The sequence below is a fragment of the Bradyrhizobium sp. NC92 genome (assembly GCF_025200865.1).
Classification (GTDB): Bacteria; Pseudomonadota; Alphaproteobacteria; order Rhizobiales; family Xanthobacteraceae; genus Bradyrhizobium.
The window spans coordinates 3,384,188-3,402,697 of sequence record NZ_CP104171.1 but is presented as its reverse complement, the minus strand read 5'-3'; the positions used below and the strand labels follow the sequence as shown (position 1 = coordinate 3,402,697).

Here is an 18,510-nt window from a genome sequence, read left to right as displayed (position 1 = left end):
AATTCACTGAATTGCAGAACTTACGTAGCCGCGTGTTGAAGGCCGAGCAGCGATTGCTTGCGCCAAGGCGACGAGTCCGGGGGCGGAGGGCAAAGCGACCGCTGGTTCGGAGGCAGGGGCCCAGCCGGTAACTCCGACCACCACGTTGCACGCTGGCGCAGCGGCACGGGTGGATCGTGCTTGCCGGACCCCGGTTTGACCTGATAATCCCCCCTCCTGTTTCGGTTCGGAGGTAGTGGGGACGGCTTCCATGGAGAACGATGACTGGGCATCCATGACCACAGCTGAGCTGTGGCGACTTTACGATGAGGTCACTGCTGTTCTTAGTCGCAGGATGACCGCGGAAAAAGCCAAGCTCGAAGAGCGGCTTCGCAAGATTGAGGGGACGGCCGCTTCGGCCCAGAACGGGGAACGTCCTCGGCGCCCCTACCCTCCAGTGTTGCCGAAATACCAGAACCCCAAGAATCCGTCCGAAACTTGGTCCGGTCGCGGTAAGCAACCCCGATGGCTGAAAGCCCAGCTTCGAGCCGGCAAGAAGCTGAATGACCTTCTGATTGACCGCCCGTCCGGGCAAAGGCGCCGCCGGGCCGGCTGAACCTCCAACCCGTCACCGGGACGGCGGTGGCGGGACCGGGGCCGCAGGCGCCACTTTAGCGAGTAACGTCCTCTTTCCCGTTAGGACTGCCGTCGCTACCAAGGTTACCCTTGCCATTGTTGCCCTGCACAAGTTTTCCGCCAGAACTAGCGATGGCGGTCGAGGTCAGAGAGGTCGAAAGCAGCAGCGTCATCACGGGAGGAGTGACGGCGGCAAATTTTCCGCAGCTTCTCAAGAACTCACGGCGGTCTTCACTGTTGGAGTCGAGCGGGTTCATCGGCGCTATCCCTGCGATGGTCGAGGATAGAAAATAAGCTGATTTGGATGCGTCGCAAGTTAAATATGTTAATCCCCGTTTAAATTGTCTGCCCGCAAACGACATCTTAAGAGCTATCGCGTGCCGACGCTCCCGTCGCGCGCAGAGCGTTGAGGTGAGCTCCTGCGCAAAGCGAGATTCGGAAGCAGCTTATACCAAACGCCTTATATGCACAGGGCGCTCTTAGAGCTATTATAATTTTAAATACATTAAATGATACGGCACCTCTTTAGCCGCCGCTTCGGCACAAAACGAGGCTAGAGCAGTCCCGGCACATGCGCCCAAACGACCACTTCCCAACTGGCGAGAACGAGGGGCAGTTCATGATCGGAGCCGAGGCCGGTGTAGCATTCGGGCAATTGCGGTCTCGCTTCGACACCACCTTCCGACCAGGCTTCTCATTGCCACGTCTGGGCGCCCTGATGGGCCGCGCCCTCACCGAAACTCTCTTAGACCTTTCGGAACTAACGGTTCTCACCGAGGCTGCGACCGGCGCGTATGCCGTGACGGCCGTTCTTGCGGCGATGGCCGGAGCCAGGCAGGTCTATGCCTTTACGAAAACTACGCGGCACGGCACCTCAGCTGAGGCCAGGGAACAGACCCTCAAGCTCGCAGATTCGGTCGGTGTGGCCAATCGCATCGACATCCTGGAGCAGATCACCCCGGATATCCTCCATCAAACGGACATCATAACCAACAGCGGCCATCTTCGGCCTCTTACCGCCGCGCTTATTGATGAGCTGCCAAGGGAGGCCGTCATCGCCTTGATGTTCGAGGCCTGGGAATTTCGCTCCGAGGACCTCGACATGGACGCATGCTTGCGGCGCGGAATTCCAATCGTCGGCGTGAACGAACGTCACCCGTCAGTCGATGTCTTCTCGTTTCTCGGTCCGCTGTGCGTGAAGCAACTGCACGATAGCGGTTTATCCGTTTACAAGAATCGCATTGCTCTGCTGTGCGACAACGACTTCATTGGCTCGCTTCGCTCCGGTCTGGCGAGCTCCGGAGCGAGCGTGGACGTCTTCGAGGACGTCCAGACCCTCTATCGCGACCAATGGGACGCAATCATCGTCGCGCTGAGACCGACGGCTGAGCCTCGCATCGGTTCGCCGGAAGCAGCTCACCTCGCTGCGTGCGCGCCCGCTGGCGCCATTGTCGTGCAGTTTTGGGGCGACATGGATCGAACCGTATTGTCAGCAAACGGGTTGGGCGTTTGGCCAACAACGCCTCCGGGATTGGGGCACATGGGCATTCTACTGTCGGAGCTTGGCCCCGAGCCGGTCGTGAGACTGCAGGCCGGCGGCCTGCGCGCTGCTGAATGGGTTCGGCGCAGCGGATCTGTCTCGTCTGACGGATTCGCGCAAATCGTTACCCCAGCATCCGGATCAATCGCTAATTCGCGCTAGGTCCTCGCCTCGATGAGCTCAACGAGCGTGAGCGTCGCGGAGGCAAGAAACACTATGCGGCGCATGTCGAACGCGACCGCCGGCGCGGGTGACGATACAGGAAGATACTGCTGCGCCCTGAAGCTGGCGATCGCGTCGTCGAAGCGAGCCGCTTCGTAAGCAAGATGATAGAATTTGCTGCCGCGCTTCAAGATACCCGCCACCGGCGATTGTGCGCCGGCCGGCTCAATGAGCTCCAGGCGCGGACCGCCGCCTGATACAAACTGAATCCGAACCTGCTGGATCGGGTCCTCGAACATGGGGCCTTCAGCACTGTAACCAACGACTGCGAGCTCGGGCAGCTCCGCCGCGATCTTTCGACACGCCATTCCCACGTGATGAAAGCGCAAGTCCATGCGCTGCTCCTCCCTTCCCTGCCGGCCAAAGGAGACGGGCGGCGTCGAACGGAATCTGGCCGGTTGCTCCGACAGTTAACTTTCTCGTGCATCGAGGAGCAGCGCCGACCAGACCTGTTTTAGCCGTGGATAGTCTGCGCGCGACATCCGAAACGTAATCACGTCGTCGCCGTTCCACCAAGCTTTCGGCGCAACCTTTTTAATCTGGAAGCCGAGGCGGATATGAAAGTTCTTCGCGGCCTTATTCCTGCTTTGAACGTTGGCCACGACGGCCGTAAGCTCCAGCTGCTCGAACGCGAATTCGAGTAAAAGGTCGAATATCTCTGCCAAAAAGAGGCGCGCGCCAGGATCGACGATCAACCGCGCAACTTCGCCCTGTCCCGCCGCGAAATCCAGGTTCGCAAGCGCGATGCTGCCAGCCGGCTTCTTCGAGCGCTTGAATTCGGCAATGAAATAGTAATCGTCCACTCTCGCCTGATATTTCCGGAAAAACTCTTCCTGCTGAGCCAAGGTCAGCTTCTCGCGAGTCAGGAACTTGCCGAGAACGGGATCATTCCGCCAAGCGATGATTTGCGCGGAGTCCTCCAGCCGGACCTCTCGGAGAAGCAGGTTATTTCCTCCGGGAAGCTGCTTGAGATTCTCAGCCTTGGTGGAAAGCGTGCTTGGGCTCACCGGCTTCGGTCTGATATTCGCCACCATCTATTTATTACACCCTAATAATGTGTAATTTAAATACATTTAATTGACCAGAACCTTATCATCATTTAATGTGAAGGACAATCAAATGATGCCGCTGTTCTGACGGAGGCTCGCCATTCTCGCTGCAGTACCCGTGCCGGACCGGCCCATCAATGATGCCGAACTCAAGTCCCGGGCGTTGTCGGGCGATGCCACGTTCTGGGGGCATCTTGTCGCGCGCTCGCGGCAAGCGACGAGCTTCTCCGAGCTGCTCTTTCTGTCGACGCTTCGAAAAAAGGCGAAGCTTTATGCACCCGAAAGCGTCCAGCCAAGACTCCGCCTCGCCCTGATAGGCGGCTACAACCTTTATCCGTTGCACGAACTGGTTGAACATCTCCTGGCCATTCGTGGGATCGAGTGCGAACGTTTCCTCGGCGAGTACGATAATTTCGTCTCGGAGATCCTTGACGGCTCGAGCTCACTGTACGCCTTCAGGCCGGATCTCGCCTTCATACTGCCGAACGCGAGCCACTCCCGGTTTTCCGGCTCGCTCCTCGATGCCGTCGAACATCAGCGCGAAGCCGCAGTCCGCGCCGCCGAGCACCTCCTCAACCTCGCGCAGACTTTCACCGCGCGCTCCGGTGCGGCGGCGATCCTCGCCAACCTTGCGCTGCCCGGCGACCTCGATCTCGGCTCGTTTCGTTCACGCACGCTTGGCACCGACTGGAGTTTCCGAAAGGCGGTCAATCTCGAGCTCGGGCTTCGGGCCCCAGCTGAAGTGCAGATCTGCGACGTCGAGTTCCTCTCGGCGCGCCGGGGGATCTCAGCCGCGGCGGATGCGCGAGCGTGGTATGAATCGAAGCAGCTCGGCTCACCTGACTTTCTCGTCGACATTGCGCAAGAGCTAAGCCATCTGATCGCCTCCCGGAAGCAGGGCCCCAAGAAGGTCCTGGCAATCGACCTCGATCACACGCTATGGGGCGGCGTGATCGCGGAAGACGGTATCGAGGGAATCGAGCTTGGCGACTCATCCCCCCGCGGTGAAGCTTTCAAGGCTTTCCAGAGATACCTGCTTGGACTTTCCCAACGCGGCGTCCTGCTTGCGGTATGCAGCAAGAACGACCATGCACGCGCAATCCAGGTATTCGAGAAGCATCCCGAGATGGTTCTCCGGCTGGAGCACTTCGCGGCCTTCAAAGCCAATTGGGACCCGAAGTCCGACAACTTGCAGAGGATCGCGGAGGAACTCCGCCTTGGCCTGGACAGCTTCGTGTTTGCCGACGACAACCCGGCGGAAATCGAGATCGTGCGCCAGTTTCAGCCCTTGGTTACAGGTGTACTCCTCGGGCCGGACCCCGCCGAATTCATCGTTCGCATCCAGGCCGGACGTCATTTCGAGCCACGGACCGTCACCGAGGAGGATCTCGAACGGACGGCGCAGTACAGGCAAGAACGGCGACGTACGGAGCTCGCAGCGAGCGTAACCGACATGCCTGCCTACCTCGCCTCGCTTGAGATGCGAGGCACGATCAAAGAGTTCGACTCGCTCGACGTTCCCCGCATCGCCCAGCTGATCGCGCGCAGCAACCAGTTCAACCTGACGACGATCCGTCGGTCCGAGACTGAGATCCAGGCACTCCTAGGAAGGCTGGACTACCGGTGCTTCACGATGCGGCTCGAGGATAGGTTCGGTGATTCCGGGCTCATCTCCGTAGTCATTGCAAAGATCGAGGGCGGCGTCTTCGTTCTCGATACCTGGCTCATGAGCTGCCGCGTGCTGAAGCGCCAGGTCGAGGACGAGATCATGAATGAGATTTTTCGGCTCGCAGAGGTGGCTGGTTGCACGACAGTACGCGGCATTTATCTTCCGACAACCAAGAACGGTATCGTCGCGGAAATTTACGAGGAGTTTGGTTTCGCGCGTACGGAAGACTCCGCAGCCCGAAAAGTGTTCGAGCTGGAGGTGAGAAAGTATCAGTTGCGTTCGACAATGATAGATGTGGCCCGGAGAGCTTATGATGCAGGCTGAAGTATTAGCGAAGTTGCAGGAGGTATTCGACGGCATCTTCCTCGAGAAGGTCGCGGCCACGCCCGAGCTCTCGGCGGCGGATGTCGATGAGTGGGACTCGCTCATGCAGATCTCGCTCGTGATCGCCGTCGAGCAGAAGTTTCGCGTCCGCTTTCGCATTGGCGAGGTCGAGGCGGCGCGGAACCTGGGTGAGCTCGCCGACCTGATCGCGAAGCGGATGGAACCATAAAAGGTGGACCTCGAGGGTAAAACGCGGGAATACGTGGCGCACCGCCGCTTTTGGTGTCTCGCACCCCAATCTGTCGGCGTACTCCGCACCGCTTCGCAAAGCCGCCCCGGCGACCGCTCGTCTGAGAGCGAGCGGACGCCCGCCAACCAGCTTTTCTTGAGTAGAGGCCGACAGCGACTACATCCTTCAAGAGAAATTGACATCCTTGCTCACGCTGGCTGCTTCCCAAGTGCAATAAAGAATGAGACACATTTAATCTTAATTTGGTTTAAATGCACTGTCTGCCGTTTGGTTTGTAAATCACCAAGTTCGGGAATTCGACTGCGCGGGAGAACAAAATGGCGAGTTTGTTCACCACCCAGACGCCGGCTAACACCAATGCCACCGACGGGACTGGGGCCGATTATGAGCTGGGGATGCGCTTCACAGCTGATGCCTCCGGCGTGATCGAGGCGATCCGGTACTACAAGGCTGCGAACGAGACCGGTACCCATATCGGCCACATCTGGTCGGCCACGGGCCAGCAGCTGGCGACCGTCACGTTCACCAACGAAAGCACATCAGGCTGGCAGCAGCAGGCGCTGGCCACGCCGCTCACCATCGCGGCCGGCACGACCTACGTGGTCTCGGTCAACATCAACAGCTACTACGTCTCCACCACCCAGGGCTTCGCGTCGGGCATCAGCAATGGCGGCCTGAATTCGCCCGTTGGCGCCGGCGTCTTCGATTACAGCGCGGGTGTCTTCCCCACCAACGTCTATCAGAATGCAAACTATTTCCGCGACGTCGTGTACACGGCCGGTTCGAAGAAGCCGAACAATCACCCGGGTACGGTGAGCGTCGGCGGGACCCCGACGCAGAACCAGACTTTGACCGCGACCGTGAGCGATGCCGATGGCGTGCCGGCCACCGTCACCTATCAATGGCAGCAAAGCACGAACGGCACCACGTGGAGCAACATCACGGGCGCCACGGCGGGCACACTGACCCTCGGGCAAGCCCAGGTCGGCAGCTTCGTACGTGTCACCGCCTTCTACACGGACCAGCTGGGCAGCAGCGAGACCCCAGTGAGCGCTGCGACCGCCACCAAAGTGGCCAATGTCAACGACGTCGGTGTCGTCACGATCAACGGCACGGCGACCCAGAACCAGACGCTGACGGCCAGCGTCACGGACCCCGACGGCGTCCCGGCAAACATCACCTATCGCTGGCAGAGTAGCCCCGACGGCACCACCTGGACCAATCTGTCCGCCACGACCGCGAGCCTCACCCTCGACGGCAGCCTTGTCGGCAAGCGGATCCGGGTGAATGCCACCTATACAGATCTGCTCAGCACCAACGAGAACGCAACCAGCGCGGCCACGGCGATCGTTGCAGCCGCCAGTGCCACCACCACCCTGTTCACCACCCAGACGCCGGCCAACACCAATGCCACCGACGGAATTGGGGCGGATTATGAGCTGGGGATGCGCTTCACCGCCGACACGTCCGGCGTGATCCAGGCGATCCGGTACTACAAGGCCTCGAACGAGACCGGCACCCATGTCGGCCACATCTGGTCGGCCACGGGCCAGGAGCTGGCGACCGTCACGTTCACCAACGAAAGCACATCGGGCTGGCAGCAGCAGGCGCTGGCCACGCCGCTCACCATCGCGGCCGGCACGACCTACGTGGTCTCGGTCAACATCAACAGCTACTACGTCTCCACCACCCAGGGCTTCGCGTCCGGCATCAGCAACGGCGGCCTGAACGCGCCCGTCGGCGCTGGCGTGTTCGACTACAGCGCGGGTGTCTTCCCCACCAACGTCTATCAGAATGCAAACTATTTCCGCGACGTCGTGTTCGCTGCGAGCTCCTCGACGCCCAACAATCACCCCGGTACGGTGAGCGTCGGCGGGACCCCGACGCAGAACCAGACTTTGACCGCGACCGTGAGCGATGCCGATGGCGTGCCGGCCACCGTCACCTATCAATGGCAGCAAAGCACGAACGGCACCACGTGGAGCAACATCACGGGCGCCACGGCGAGCACACTGACCCTCGGGCAGGCCCAGGTCGGCAGCTTCGTACGTGTCACCGCCTTCTACACGGACCAGCTGGGCAGCAGCGAGACCCCAGTGAGCGCTGCGACCGCCACCAAAGTGGCCAATGTCAACGACGTCGGTGTCGTCACGATCAACGGCACGGCGACCCAGAACCAGACGCTGACGGCCAGCGTCACGGACCCCGACGGCGTCCCGGCAAACATCACCTATCGCTGGCAGAGTAGCCCCGACGGCACCACCTGGACCAATCTGTCCGCCACGACCGCGAGCCTCACCCTCGACAGCAGCCTTGTCGGCAAGCGGATCCGGGTGAATGCCACCTATACAGATCTGCTCAGCACCAACGAGAACACAACCAGCGCGGCCACGGCGATCGTTGCAGCCGCCAGTGCCACCACCACCCTGTTCACCACCCAGACGCCGGCCAACACCAATGCCACCGACGGAATTGGGGCGGATTATGAGCTGGGGATGCGCTTCACCGCCGACACGTCCGGCGTGATCCAGGCGATCCGGTACTACAAGGCCTCGAACGAGACCGGCACCCATGTCGGCCACATCTGGTCGGCCACGGGCCAGGAGCTGGCGACCGTCACGTTCACCAACGAAAGCACATCGGGCTGGCAGCAGCAGGCGCTGGCCACGCCGCTCACCATCGCGGCCGGCACGACCTACGTGGTCTCGGTCAACATCAACAGCTACTACGTCTCCACCACCCAGGGCTTCGCGTCCGGCATCAGCAACGGCGGCCTGAACGCGCCCGTCGGCGCTGGCGTGTTCGACTACAGCGCGGGCGTCTTCCCCACCAACGTCTATCAGAATGCAAACTATTTCCGCGACGTCGTGTTCGCCCCGTCCAACGTCATCGCTCTGCTCAACACTTCCACGATCTACGTCAGTGAAGCGGCCGGCACGGTCACCGTCACCGTCACCCGCTCCGGCGACCTCCAGTCTCAAAACACCGTTGAGTACACGACGAACGAAGTCGGCGCAGGCGGAAGTGCGACGGCCGGATCGGACTTTATCCAGCCCACCTTCAATGGTCGGGCGAACACCGGCCAGATCGTGTTCCAACCGGGAGAGAGCACCAAGAGCTTCACCATCCCCATCGTCAACGATCAACTGACCGAGGGCAACGAAACGTTCGCTGTCGGACTTCAAAATCCCGGCTCCGGATCCCTCGGAGCTCCACGCACTGTGCTCGTGACCATCATCGACGACGACTCACCCGCTACAATCGCAATGGCTGACGTTGTGCTGAGTGTTGCAGAGACTAGTCCGACCGCGACGATCACGCTGCTGCGCAGCGGGCCCGTCAATCAAGCAGCAACGGTCGGCTTCACGACGAGCAGCGGCAGCGCACTCGCGGGATCCGATTACACGACCACATCAGGCACGGTGACCTTTGCCGCCGGACAGGCGAGCCAGACCATCTCTGTGCCGATCGTCAATGATACGACTCCGGAGAACGACGAGACCTTCACCGTCACCTTGAGCAACCCGACGGGCGCCACTCTCGGATCCCAGGCGACGACGACAGTGAAGATCCTGGATAATGACAACCCCGCTCTCGGCAACCTGGTGGGCGAGACAGCGGTGACGGGTCTGAACCAGCCTGCGGCGATGGACTGGACGCCCGACGGCCGCTACATGCTGATCGCGCAGAAGGACGGGGTGGTGCGCGTGGTGGACAACGGCACATTGCGATCGACTCCGCTCATCAACCTCGCGAGTGAAGTGAACGATTTCGGCGATCGCGGGCTGCTGGGAATCGCGGTGAATCCGAATTTCGCAAGTAACCACTACGTCTACCTGCTCTACACCTATGATCCGCCCGAGACGGCGACCCAGAGCGGTCTCGCGGCGGCCGATGGGGGCGGCAACCGACCCAGTCGTCTGGTGAGAGTCACCGTCGACCCCACCACAATGATTGCCGATCCAGCCAGTAAAGTGGTGCTGGTCGGCAAGAACAGCGTATGGGCCTATACCAGCCGTCCCGACGCAAACAGCGGAGGTGATCCCAGCATCGCTCCTTCCGGGATCGTCAACGGCACCACAATCACGGCTCCCGTGAGCCAGATCGAGACAGGAGCGCAGGACAACGATCCCGACAGGTCCGGCATCCAGAACCAGAACATCCGTGATTATCTTGCGACCGACAGCGACTCGCATTCGATCGGTGCCGTTCATTTCGGGCCCGACGGTTACCTCTACCTCACGGTCGGGGATGGCACGTCGTACAACTTCGTCGATCCCCGCGCAGTGCGGGTCCAGGACATCCACAATCTCTCGGGCAAGCTCTTGCGGATCGATCCCGTCACGGGTGAGGGAGCGCCGGGCAATCCGTATTATCAGGCCAGCGATCCAAACAGCAATCAATCGAAAGTGTTCTACTACGGTGTCCGCAACGCCTACCGCTTCAGCTTCGATCCCGTCACGAATCTGCCTGTGCTTGGAGACGTCGGCTGGAACAATTGGGAAGAGATCGATACCGGTCCCGCCGGCTCCAATTTCGGATGGCCCTACTTTGAAGGTCCGGACAGAACAGCCAGCTATCAGAATCTCGCTCAGGCGATCACCTTCTACAACAATGGCAACCGCAACAATTTGTCCGATCCGCCTGCCGTGTTCCCGATCCTGCCTCTCAGCCACGGGGCGCCAGACAATGCCCATGTGATCACCGCGGGAGACTTCTACAATCAGAACACGATGTTCTTCGATGACGTCTACAATGGAACGATCTTCGCCGCGACATTGAATGCGAGCCGCCAGGTCGCAACCGTCCAGTTGGTGGACACCGTGCCGGGCATTGTAGATCTACAGAAGGGGCCCGACGGCTGGCTCTACGGCGCCGACATATACGACGGCACGATCCGACGTTGGGTCGACCCCTCGGCCGCCCCCAACGCGCTGGGCCTCGCGGCGTCATGACGGCGGGCGCGCCTGGAGAAGGTGCAGCTTGAAAGACTTGTGTAGGTCAACGGGGCACGACAGAGCCGATGCCAACACCGCACTTGCACGCTTGGCTCAGGCGTCCCGCCGGCGCAGCCCAGCGTGATTCCGGCGGCATGGCAGGAGGCATGCTCAAGCTCCCGGGCGGCCAATCGTCGCCCACATCCGGCTATCGCTCGGCATCTGCATGCGGACCCAGCCGTATGGCACTTGCGACCAGGACTTGATCTCGGGCGTCAGATTATCGAGGACCAGATCGCCGCTCCTGGCGCGCACCACCAGCACAAGGTGATGATCTCCAGAACTGGTGACCACCTCGCTCAATAACAGGACCCGCGCCGGCCAGCCGCGTTGCAGCAGTTCGTGACGCTTGCTTACTGCATAGTCGTTGCAATCACCGCGATCGGGGTTGACGATCCACTCCTCACCTGCAAGGCCCAGTTGATTGGGCTGCGGAACAATGGCGCGGTTCACGGCGCGATTGACTGCTTTCAGCTCTGCCCATCGTTCCCTCGTCAACCCGACCGGCCCGCCGCGGAAGAAGCGGCGCGGGCGACATTCGGCGTGATAGCGCAGGCAAAACACCGTGTAAGTGAGGGGCGGAAGAGCGGGGCGCCCCAGCTCGATATGCGCAAGGTCCGCTTGGGGGGCCCTTGGCATGACCAGCAATGCCGCACGCGCCCACTGAACGCCACCGATCACAATTGCTATGGCTGCCGCGATGACCGGGCCCGAGGTTCGCTGCATCTGCGGATCCCCCTCCGTACGCCAAACCGTGTCGGGTCCACCCGGCGCGCGCCGAGTCACACAAAACAATTTAATTCATCGTTTATAATTCAAATATATTTAAATGACAATAAATATTAAATAAGCCGCCGACCGCGAGAACACAGCAGTGACACTGGGGAAGACGAGCAGAATGAATGAAGGGGATGGAGCGAGACGGCCTCAATCGACGCCCAGTTGTTCTCGGCGAGAGTCGTTGACGTGCGGCGCGCCCCAAGTCGCGCTCTGTGCACCGGTGGACAATTATTTGCCACCAAATATTTTTAATCATTGCTTTAAATCATTATGCGCGCCAAACGGGCCTTCTCGAACAGGACCTCATTCGCATGCCGGTCGAGCTACTCGTCATTCTGGGAGCTGAAGCTTCCATACTCGGCTTCGTCGCCGCCATGACCCTGCATGCCAAGCGAATGGACGTTCTGAGCGGACGATCGTTCGAGCGCCCCATCGTCCCGCATGGAGGGAACGGGCAACCACCGCGCTCGCCCGATCGAAAGGTACGCAATTTAGTGGGGTTGACCGCGAGGTGGGCGATCTCGTCACGTTCGTTCCACCGGATTTGTCACGGCGCGCCGATCGCCCAAATGCTACGGCGGATCCTTCAAATCGGAGTGCAGACGCGGGTCCGGTTTGGGACGCGCGCGCGTCGGGCCGACACGCCCGCCCCTCATGCTTGCGACCGTCCGGCCTTGCTTTCAGGAACTGGTCGCAACACCGACGCCCAGGGAAAGGGCGCCGGTTGCGAAAACATGCAGTCGAGCGCTGCTGCCATCTTGCACGAGCTCAGCGCTCCTTGAACGCCCGCCCCGCCTGGTCCTGCAGCGGCTTGAGCAAGTATGAAAGCGCGGTCCGCCCTGCAGTCTTGATGAAGACCTCGACGGGCATGCCGGGCAGCAACTTGGCCGAGCCGAGCTTCGCCAGCTCTTCCGGCTTTAGCAGGACGCGGCCTGTGTAGTAGCTGGTGCCGGCACGCTGATCCTGCGTGATGTCTGCCGAGACCATGCTGACCTCGCCATCGATTTCGGGCGTGGTTTTCTGGTTGAATGCTGCAAAGCGCATTGTCGCGGTCTGCCCCACATAGACCTGGTCGATATCCTTCGGCGCGATCTTGACCTCGACCGCAAGCGAGTCCGCATCAGGGACGATCAGCATGATTTGCTCGCCGGGAGAGATCACCCCCCCAACCGTATGCACGCTGAGCTCGTGGACGCGACCGGATTGTGGCGCTCTGATATCGACGCGATTCAACTGATCCACCGCCGCCGTCTTGCGCTCGCCCAGCTCGGAGAGTTTCGAGCGCGTTTCAATCAAGTCCTTGCCGACCTCCGTCCGGAGGTCCTGGTCGATTTGAATGATCTGGAGTCCAATTTCGGAGATCTTGCCCTTCGACTGCGCGATCATCCCTGCAAGCTGGCTGCGCTCGCCCTCGATGCGGGCGGAGTCGCGCTCGAGGGAATTGAGCCGCGTGATCGGCACCAGATTCTTTTGCCAGAGGCTGCGTACGCCCTCCAGCTCCTGGCGGATGAATTCCACTTCCTTCTGCTTGGCCTCGGACTGCCCCATATAGCCCTTAATCTCGTTTTCCAGCTGCGCGCTCTTCTCCTGCAACTGCGCTTTCTGGCCGCTCCTTGCCTGGCGCCGGAGGTCGAACAGCTTCCGCTCCGCAGTGATCGCACGGCTCGCCTCGGAGTTGCTCTCCTTGGCCCGGTCGAGCAGCACCTTGGGAAACACGACCTGCTCGGCACCATCGCGCTCGGTTTCGAGACGAGCCTGCCGCGCCAGCAGCTCATCGATGCTGTTGGTGACAATCGTCGCATTCGCGAGCGTCTGCGTCTGGTCGAGGCGGATCAAAACGTCGCCTGCATTCACCCGATCGCCCTGGCGCACACGCAGTTCTCCCACAATTCCGCCAGTGGCGTGCTGGACCTTCTTGACGCTCGAATCCACCACGACCACGCCCTGAGCGATGACCGCGCCAGACAACTGGGTCGTCGTCGCCCAGCCGCCGACCCCAAAGGTCACCAGAGCGAGCATGATCATTCCGACGATCATGTAACGTTGGATCGACTGCAACGCCGGCGCTACCTGACCGTTCATCGGCCGCCTCCTTGAGCTTCCGCGACGACCTTGAGCGGTACCGGATTCCGCAACACTCTCTTGAGAACCTCCTCTCGCTTGCCGAAGGACTGAACTCTGCCTTCGCCGAGGCACAAGACATGGTCCACACCTTCCAGCGCCTTCGGCCGATGCGCGACAACGGCCACAATCCCTCCGCGTCGCCGCACGTTCAGGATCGCCTCGGTCAGGGCCTCCTCGCCCTCCGCATCGAGATTGGAAGAGGGCTCATCAAGCACGACCAGGAAGGGTTTGCCGTAAAAGGCGCGCGCAAGCCCGATACGCTGCCGCTGCCCCGCCGACAGCGCCAGCCCTCCCTCGCCGATCTTCGTGCCGTACCCGTCCGGCAGGGAGAGGACGAGCTCGTGTGCGCCCGCGGCATGAGAGGCTTCCAGAACAGCGGCGGCGGTTGCGTTCGGGTCGAAGCGCGCAATGTTCATCGCAATGCTGCCGTCGAACAATTCTACGTCCTGGGGCAGATAACCGATGTGCTTGCCGAGGGCGTCCGAAGACCAGTGCTCGAGGGCGGCGTTGTCGAGCCGGATCCTGCCGCGAATACACGGCCACACCCCAACCAGCGCACGCGCCAGCGTCGACTTGCCGGATCCGCTCGGACCGATGATTCCGACCGCCTGCCCACTGCGCAGCTGGAATGACACTTCGCTGAGAGTGGGTCTCTCGGAGTTCGGAGCACCGATATAGAGGTTCTCGGCGGTAAGGGTTGCAACAGGCGCAGGCAATGCCAACCGCTCCTCCTCGTGAGGCAGAAGCTTCAGCAAGTGATCGAGCCGTTGCCCCGATTGTCGCGCGGCGACGAATCCCTTCCAGTTCGCAATGGCCATTTCGACAGGCGCAAGGGCCCGCGCGGTGAGGATCGATCCGGCAATGATGATGCCGGCCGTCGATTCCTGGTTGATGACGAGGACGGCGCCAACGGCAAGAACCAGCGATTGCAAGATCGCCCGGAAAATCTTCGAGGCACCACCGAGTCCGTTTGCGACATCGCTGGCCCGTTCATGGGCCGCGAGGTACTTCGCGTTGACATCCCGCCAACGCAAGGCCGCTTGTTGCCGCATGCCCATGGCCTGCAGAACTTCGGCATTGCGCCGTCCCTCGAGCGCGAGGGCAGTTCGCGAAACGGCGAGACGCGAGCTCGCCTTCGCTGGGCCTCGGGTACGCGTTTCCGTGAGCATCGTAATGCCGACCAGCACCAGCGCGCCAACCAGCGCAGTGACGCCAATCCAGAAGTGAAAGAAGAAGCAGACGCCGAGATAGATCGGCATCCAGGGCAGATCGAAGAGCGCCGTCGGCCCTCCGCTCGACAGGAAGCTGCGGACCTGATCGAGGTCCCGCACCGGCTGCAGGCCGTCGCCATCCGCTCTGGTCTTCAAAGGCAAGCGAACAAGCGCATCGAAGATGCGAATGCCGAGACTTTCATCGAAATACCGTCCGACCCGGGAGCTAATCCTGCTCCGCACGAGATCGAGCCCGCCTTGAAACAGGTAAAGCACCGTCGCCAGAGCCATCAAGGCGACCAGAGTCGGTATGCTGCGTCCGGGCAGCACCCGATCATAGACTTGCAGCATGAAGAACGAGCCGGTGAGCATGAGTAGATTGCTCATGCCGCTGAAGGCCGCGAGTGCCCAGAAAATCCGGCGGCAAGACCGCAGGAAAGCGGACAACTCTGACTGCGACTCGTCATAGTGATCCTCTGGCCGGGGTCGACCAGCGAATATCCGTTGCCGCACCGCTTCGAGCAGGTCCTTTGCCCAGCCAATCAGCTGTGGCGTCTGCAGTTGAGCGTTTTCTGCTCGCTGCCGTCCGGCTGTCCAGAGTGCTGATATGTGAAGAAGTGGAATTCGATAGAGATTCGCGGGCGGGGGGAATACCCCCCGCCGTCCAAAGTCAATCATGGCTGCTGCCCTTGAACTACGCCATTGTTGGAAGATCTCCCAAGAGATCACCAAGGCAGTTGTTGAAGACTACTCTGTGTGGATGCCGTCCCTTACGCGAAGTGGAAGTCGTTGCTGGTCAACGCGCCGACCTTGGTGTTCTTCAGCGTAAGCGTATCGCTCCCCGTCGCGATCACGACATCGGTACCTGACTGGGTCGCGTGGGAGAGAACGCTGGCAAAACTGTCGAACACACTCTTGCTGAACTCGATCGTGTCGTGAGCAGGTCCGCGGGCAACGAAGCCCTTGATCACGTCGTTGCCGAAGTTCGCGCCAAACACGAAAGTGTCGGCCTGGCTGCTGCCAACGAAGGTGTCATCGCCGGACGTGCTCGTCAGAGTAGTGTTGCCCGGCGAAGCAATGAACGTACTGCCCGCAATGGGAGCGGTGCTATTGGTTGCAGTGGACGACGTAGCTACGCTGGAAGTACCGATCTGCCCGTCACTGTTCAGATCCTGATGGAAGCTGGTCTCCAGCGTCTTGAGGCCAGAGTCCGTACCCGAGACCGAGCCACCGTCCGTGGAGCCGGTCAGGGAGCTGACATGGGAGACGTAGTTGCCATCGTTGTCGGTGTTCCACGCCGTGTACTGACCGGTGCTCGTCTCCTTCCAGGCAACTTGATAACCCGTCGCCGTCTTCTCCGCACCAATGGGAGTCCAGGTGCCATCCGACCCGCTCACAAACTCCACACCGTTGTCCTTCAGCGTGGGGCCCGATCCGGTGCTGCCGTTGAGATAGTATTTGCCGCCACTCTCAACGAGACTTGTCACACCAGCCGATTCGATGACCTTGCCAGTCGTCGGCGTTGGCGATGTCGGGGTAGTTGCAGTAGAAGTACCGATCTGCCCATCACCGTTAAGATCCTGATGGAAGCTCGTCTCGAGCGACTTAAGGCCGGAGTCCGTACCCGACACCGAACCACCCGACGTGGAGCCGGTCAGGCTGTCGACATGGGACACGTAGTTGCCATTGTTGTCAGTATTCCACGCCGTGTACTGACCGGTGCTCGCCTCCTTCCAGACAACCTCATAGCCCGTCGCGGTCTTCTCAGCACCAATCGGTGCCCAGGTGCCATCCGACCCGTTCACAAACTCCACACCGTTATCCTTCAGCGTGGGGCCCGATCCGGTGCTGCCCTTGAGGTAATATTTGCCGCCGCTCTCAACGAGAGTTGTGGCGCCAGCTGACTCGACGACCGTGCCGGCAGTCGGCGACGAGGGTGACGTCGGCGAGGTCGGTGTGGCTGGCGCGGAGGTGCCGGTGATGCTGGCCGTGAAGGCGGTGGACGCCGCGCCGGTATTGCCTGCTGCGTCCGTTGCCGTCGCGGTAAGGCTATGCGAACCGGCCGCAAGGGCGCTGCTTGTATAGCTCCACCCGCCAGTGCTGCTTGCCGTCGCGGTCCCGATCTGGGTCGTGCCGTCGAACACCTTCACGACGCTGCTCGCTTCGGCACTGCCCGACATCACCACCTGATTGGCGGTGTTCACCGTATGGCTAGCAATGGTCGGTGCAGTCGGAGCCTTGGTATCGACGGTGATTGCCAACGCAGACGACGCCACGCTGGTCTGACCCGACGAACTGGTTGCCGTTGCGGTCAGCGTATGCTTGGCGTCGGTCAGGACCTTTGTGATGTAATCCCAGGCGCCGCTCGAGTCCGCAGTGGTCGAACCGATCTGGGTCGCACCGTCGTAGAACTTGACGGTGCTGCCGGCAGCAGCGGATCCCTTGAGCTCGATCGTATTGTCGTTGGTGATCTTGTCGCCGGCGGTGCCGCTGTCGGTCGAGAACGACGCGATGATGGGAGCATCCGGCACAGTTGGGGCCGTCGAGCCCGAGCCGCTGTTCGCCGATGTGTTGAGGGTCGCGATAAGGCTCCCGCTGTCATCCACATTGCCGGTGTAAACTGGGGTGTTGCCGGTGAATGCGGTCGGGCCCCAATAACCTCCGCCCATGTGATTGTTCGTGATCGAGACCCCCGTGACCGAACCGCCGTTGAACTGGGCCGAGCTGTAGATGTTGTAGCCACCACCATACAATAGATTGTTGTCGACAACGACGTTCGAGACAGGTCCGAAGTAATTGTCGATCATGATCGCTGCCGTTTGAGTGTGGTCGTTAATGACCGTGTTATGGCGGATCGTGATGTCGTAGTTTTTCCCGTCAATCGAGATACCGTCGTAGTGCGGGGATCCCGATGCGATCATGTCGTGGATGTAATTGTCCTGAATGAGGGTATTCCCTCCATCCACGCCGATCCCGTTCTCAACGTTGTAGATGTTGTTGGCGATGAACGTTCCCTGACCCATGATTCCATAGTCGCCGTCGTTGCCCGAGCCGACGCCATTGATCTCATTGTGCTGGATCACCGCACCCGTTACCCCCGTCGCAACCCTCACGGCGTAGAACGCATCCGTCGTGACCTTGCAGTTCTCCAAGGTGACATTCGGAGCGTTGATGTAGACCGATCCATGGATGTCGAGGCCGCTGATCACGGCTCCCGCGGTATTGATGACGAGGTCCCCATAGTAAGGAGTGAGGGTCACGCCCGCCGACACTCCAGTGTTCGTAGCATCAGGCCACGCAGTCGTCGTTGCCAAGATATTTTTCTCCTTCGCAGTTAAATCGAACGTGCAGCGCACGCAGGTGCGCCATCCCCAAAGGCGCGCCACGGCCGGTGTCATGCTCCATCGGCGGGGGCTTTTTTGGGACAAGATGGGGGCGCCACTTGGGTCATTTTTTGGGTGCAACGCGCGACCAAATTCAACGCGATTAAAAAAACCCGAAGTAACACCGCGATATAAGCCGCGGCAGAGTGCGAGTGTTCGCGCGTTGCCGCAAGAGCACACTGCCGACTTATTCACCTTTATCTTCGAAGACGGCAACGAGCGCGCAGCTTCTCATCGCCTCTTGGCATTTTCGCAATTTAATTGCGGATATATATTTTTAACAACCTCACCAAAGGCTCGCTTCAAAAAGACCGCCAGACCACGATTGGGTGGGAATCGATTCTCT

The 18,510-nt window shown here is 60.6% G+C and carries 12 protein-coding genes; 5 read left to right on the top strand and 7 right to left on the bottom strand.

What is annotated here, in order from left to right; genetic code table 11:
- Nucleotides 1–250 precede the first annotated feature (250 nt).
- Complete coding sequence (locus N2602_RS15715; protein ID WP_172789651.1) at nucleotides 251–595, top strand: H-NS family nucleoid-associated regulatory protein; 345 nt, start codon at nucleotides 251–253, stop codon at nucleotides 593–595.
- A gap of 55 nt (nucleotides 596–650) precedes the next feature.
- Here the strand turns inward: N2602_RS15715 and N2602_RS15710 are convergent, their stop codons facing one another.
- Nucleotides 651–872 carry a hypothetical protein gene (locus tag N2602_RS15710; RefSeq protein ID WP_172789650.1) on the bottom strand — a complete coding sequence of 74 codons (222 nt, stop codon included), beginning with the start codon at nucleotides 870–872 and terminating at the stop codon, nucleotides 651–653.
- 362 nt (nucleotides 873–1,234) lie between these two features.
- On the opposite strand from N2602_RS15710, the gene N2602_RS15705 reads away from it, so the two are divergent.
- Nucleotides 1,235–2,317 carry a hypothetical protein gene (locus N2602_RS15705; RefSeq protein WP_246709121.1) on the top strand — a complete coding sequence of 361 codons (1,083 nt, stop codon included), beginning with the start codon at nucleotides 1,235–1,237 and terminating at the stop codon, nucleotides 2,315–2,317.
- Here N2602_RS15705 and N2602_RS15700 read toward each other — a convergent pair.
- Both N2602_RS15700 and N2602_RS15695 read right to left on the bottom strand, forming a co-directional pair.
- Nucleotides 2,314–2,712 carry a VOC family protein gene (locus N2602_RS15700; RefSeq protein WP_172789649.1) on the bottom strand — a complete coding sequence of 133 codons (399 nt, stop codon included), beginning with the start codon at nucleotides 2,710–2,712 and terminating at the stop codon, nucleotides 2,314–2,316. The two genes, N2602_RS15705 and N2602_RS15700, sit on opposite strands and share 4 nt — an antisense overlap.
- 75 nt (nucleotides 2,713–2,787) lie before the next feature.
- The gene (locus N2602_RS15695; protein WP_260383196.1) at nucleotides 2,788–3,411 is read right to left on the bottom strand and encodes a GNAT family N-acetyltransferase; all 624 of its coding nucleotides are present in this window, start codon (nucleotides 3,409–3,411) and stop codon (nucleotides 2,788–2,790) included.
- A 133-nt stretch (nucleotides 3,412–3,544) separates the two neighbouring features.
- Between N2602_RS15695 and N2602_RS15690 the strand changes: the two genes are divergently transcribed.
- The 3 genes from N2602_RS15690 (at nucleotide 3,545) to N2602_RS15680 (ending at nucleotide 10,624) form a co-directional block, all read left to right on the top strand.
- The gene (locus N2602_RS15690) at nucleotides 3,545–5,419 is read left to right on the top strand and encodes an HAD family hydrolase (protein WP_260383195.1); all 1,875 of its coding nucleotides are present in this window, start codon (nucleotides 3,545–3,547) and stop codon (nucleotides 5,417–5,419) included.
- Entirely contained in the window at nucleotides 5,406–5,648 is a 243-nt protein-coding gene (locus N2602_RS15685) for an acyl carrier protein (RefSeq protein WP_172789646.1), read from the top strand. Before N2602_RS15690 ends, N2602_RS15685 begins: the two co-directional genes overlap by 14 nt.
- A gap of 338 nt (nucleotides 5,649–5,986) precedes the next feature.
- On the top strand, nucleotides 5,987–10,624 hold the full coding sequence (locus N2602_RS15680; protein WP_260383194.1) for a DUF4082 domain-containing protein: 4,638 nt from the start codon (nucleotides 5,987–5,989) through the stop codon (nucleotides 10,622–10,624).
- 153 nt (nucleotides 10,625–10,777) lie between these two features.
- Here N2602_RS15680 and N2602_RS15675 read toward each other — a convergent pair whose 3' ends face one another.
- The 4 genes from N2602_RS15675 to N2602_RS15660 form a co-directional block, all read right to left on the bottom strand.
- On the bottom strand, nucleotides 10,778–11,392 hold the full coding sequence (locus tag N2602_RS15675) for a transglutaminase-like cysteine peptidase (protein WP_260383193.1): 615 nt from the start codon (nucleotides 11,390–11,392) through the stop codon (nucleotides 10,778–10,780).
- Between the two features lie 822 nt (nucleotides 11,393–12,214).
- A complete protein-coding gene (locus tag N2602_RS15670; RefSeq protein WP_260383660.1) occupies nucleotides 12,215–13,528 on the bottom strand; it encodes an HlyD family type I secretion periplasmic adaptor subunit in 1,314 nt (437 codons plus the stop codon).
- Complete coding sequence (locus tag N2602_RS15665; RefSeq protein ID WP_260383192.1) at nucleotides 13,525–15,459, bottom strand: type I secretion system permease/ATPase; 1,935 nt, start codon at nucleotides 15,457–15,459, stop codon at nucleotides 13,525–13,527. The genes N2602_RS15670 and N2602_RS15665 overlap by 4 nt, the downstream gene beginning before the upstream one ends.
- 92 nt (nucleotides 15,460–15,551) lie before the next feature.
- A complete protein-coding gene (locus N2602_RS15660; protein ID WP_260383191.1) occupies nucleotides 15,552–18,179 on the bottom strand; it encodes an Ig-like domain-containing protein in 2,628 nt (875 codons plus the stop codon).
- Nucleotides 18,180–18,510: the final 331 nt, after the last annotated feature.